This window comes from Acidovorax sp. KPB24-07 (genome assembly GCF_057543315.1).
The window spans coordinates 1-2,979 of the sequence record NZ_BAAJYS010000395.1 but is presented as its reverse complement, the minus strand read 5'-3'; the positions used below and the strand labels follow the sequence as shown (position 1 = coordinate 2,979).

Genomic DNA, 2,979 nt, shown 5'->3' with positions numbered 1-2,979 from the left:
GCGGCCATCACGCCGCGCACGCGCTGGTTGCTGCTCAACTCGCCCTCCAACCCCACCGGGGCCGCCTACAGCGCCGCGCAGTTGCGCCCGCTGCTGGACGTGCTGCTGCGCCACCCGCAGGTGTGGCTGCTGTCGGACGACATCTACGAGCACATCCTGTACGACGGCGCGGCCTTCGCCACGCCAGCCGCGCTGGAGCCGCGCCTGAAAAACCGCTGCCTCACGGTGAACGGCGTGTCCAAGGCCTATGCCATGACGGGTTGGCGCATCGGCTTCGCCGGCGGCCCGCGCGAGCTGATCGCCGCCATGGCGGTGGTGCAGAGCCAATGCACCTCGTGCCCCTCCTCCATCAGCCAGGCGGCGGCCATCGAGGCGCTGACCGGGCCGCAGGCCATCGTGGCCGAGCGCTGCGCGGATTTCCAGGCCCGGCGCGACTTCGTGGTGCAGGCGCTGAACCAGGCGCCCGGCCTGCGCTGCCGCACGCCCGAGGGCGCTTTCTACACCTATGCCAGTTGCGCCGGCACGCTGGGCCGCACCACGCCGGGCGGCGCGCTGCTCAAGACCGACGTGGACTTTTGCCAGTACCTGCTGGCCGAGTACGAGGTGGCGGTGGTGCCGGGCACGTATTTCGGGCTGGCGCCGTACTTCCGCATCTCGTACGCTACCTCGATGGCCCAGCTGCAGACGGCCTGCCAGCGCATCCAGGACGCCTGCGCGGCGCTGCGGTGAGCCGGCCCGCCATGTTTCCATTCCTTCAACGCCCTTGATCGACGCCTTCATGACTTCCACCGTTTCTCCCCGCACCGGCGGCCAGGTCCTCGTGGACCAGCTCATCCTGCACGGCGTGCAACAGCTTTTCTGCGTGCCCGGCGAAAGCTACCTGGCCGTGCTGGATGCCCTGCACGACGCGCAGATCGCCGTCACCGTGTGCCGCCAGGAGGGCGGCGCGGCCATGATGGCCGAGGCGCAGGGCAAGCTCACCGGGCAGCCCGGCATCTGCTTCGTGACGCGTGGCCCGGGGGTGACCAATGCCTCGGCCGGCATCCACATCGCGCACCAGGATTCGACGCCGCTCATCGTGTTCGTGGGCCAGGTGGCGCGCGGCGCGCTGGGCCGCGAGGCGTTCCAGGAGCTGGACTACGGCGCGGTGTTCGGCACCATGGCCAAGTGGGTGGTGCAGATCGACGACGCGCGCCGCGTGCCCGAACTGGTGTCGCGCGCCTTCCACGTCGCCACATCGGGCCGCCCGGGCCCGGTGGTGGTGGCGCTGCCCGAGGACATGCTGACCGATGCCGTGCAGGTGGCGGACGCCCTGCCCTACACGGTGCCGGAAACCCACCCCGGCGCTGCCGCGCTGCAGGAACTGGCCGAGCGCCTGGCCGCCGCCGAGCGTCCCGTCGCCATCCTGGGCGGCAGCCGGTGGTCAGAGCAGGCGGTGCGCGACTTCGTTGCGTTCGCGCAGGCCTGGTCGCTGCCCGTGTACTGCTCGTTTCGCCGGCAGATGCTGTTCCCGGCCGACCACGCCAGCTACGGTGGCGACCTGGGCCTGGGGGTGAACCCCAAGCTGCTGGCGCGCATTCGCGGGAGCGATCTGGTGCTGGTGGTGGGCGGGCGCCTGTCGGAGATTCCGTCGCAGGGCTACGAGCTGTTCGACATTCCCGTGCCGGCGCAGCCCCTGGTGCATGTGCATGCCGATGCCAACGAACTGGGCCGCCTGTACCGGGCAACGCAGTCCATCCACGCCACGCCGCAGGCCTTTGCCAACGCACTTGCCACGCTGCAGCCGCCCGCCGCGGTGCGCTGGGCGGCGCACATGCAGGCCGCCCGCGCCGAGTACCTGGCCTGGAGCGATCCGGACCCGATCCGCATCCCGGGCCCGCTGCAGATGGGCGAGGTCATGCGCCACCTGCGCGAGGTGCTGCCGGCCGATGCGATCTTCTGCAACGGCGCGGGCAACTTCGCCACCTGGGTGCACCGCTTCTGGCCTTTCACCGCCTATGCCAGCCAGTTGGCGCCCACCAGTGGATCGATGGGCTACGGCCTTCCAGCCGGCGTGGGGGCCAAGCGGCTGTGGCCGCAGCGCGAGGTGGTGGTGTTCGCGGGCGACGGCGACTTTCTGATGCACGGGCAGGAGTTCGCCACCGCCGTGCAGTACGGCCTGCCCATCATCGTGGTGCTGCTGGACAACGCCATGTACGGCACCATCCGCATGCACCAGGAGCGCGAATACCCCGGCCGCGTGAGCGCCACCCAGTTGAAGAACCCGGATTTCAAGGCCTATGCCGCGGCCTTCGGCGGGCATGGCGAGCGGGTGGAGACGACGGCGGAGTTCGCCCCGGCGCTGGCACGCGCCCGGGCCAGCGGCCTGCCCTGCGTGCTGCACTGCCTGCTGGACCCGGAGGCCATCACGCCCACGGGCACGCTGCAGGGCATCCGCAGTGCGGCGCAGGCCCGCAAGCCGGGCTAGGCGCTCAGCGCGGGCGGCGGTCCTGGCGATGCCCGGGCCGCGCCGGTATCAACCGTGGACGGGCACCGCCATGTACTGCTCGCGCCAGGCTTCGAACGGCAGGGTGTCCGCCGCTTCGATGGCCTTTTGCTCGGCCACCGATTGCGCGGCGGCGGCCTCGAACCGGGCCTGCTGCGCCTTGGTCCACGGCATGGCCAGCAGCGTGTCGCGCGCCCATTGCGATCGCTCCAGCGCGAAGGCACTGAAGCTCTTGCCGTGCGCCTCGGCCATGCGGTCGAGCACGCGGGCCGACGGCGTGGCCTGCGGCTGCTGCATGAGGCGCCGCGCATCGGCCAGCGCGCTGCCGTAGTCGCCGGTGCCGTGCGCGGCGTCCAGCGCCGCGGCCAGTGGCTCGCATTCGGCCAGCACCTGCGCGCCCCATTCGGCCAGCGGGATCTCGCGCCCGGCGCGCTGCAGCAGCAGGCCGGCTCGCGGCCGCGCTCGGCGGTCAGGTGCTGGTTGCGCTGCAGCTC

At 71.7% G+C, this 2,979-nt stretch carries 2 protein-coding genes and 1 pseudogene; 2 read left to right on the top strand and 1 reads right to left on the bottom strand.

Annotation, left to right across the window (positions count from 1 at the left end; all coding sequences use genetic code 11):
• Positions 1-729, top strand: a 729-nt coding sequence (locus AC27IQ_RS21560) for an aminotransferase class I/II-fold pyridoxal phosphate-dependent enzyme (protein ID WP_487090729.1), incomplete at its 5' end; no start/stop codon positions are given.
• A 49-nt stretch (positions 730-778) separates the two neighbouring features.
• Positions 779-2,467 (top strand): thiamine pyrophosphate-binding protein, encoded by a 1,689-nt coding sequence (locus AC27IQ_RS21555; protein WP_487090728.1) that lies wholly within the window; start codon positions 779-781, stop codon positions 2,465-2,467.
• A gap of 48 nt (positions 2,468-2,515) precedes the next feature.
• Here the strand turns inward: AC27IQ_RS21555 and AC27IQ_RS21550 are convergent.
• A pseudogene (locus AC27IQ_RS21550) lies at positions 2,516-2,979 on the bottom strand (glutamate--cysteine ligase); the annotation flags it as partial.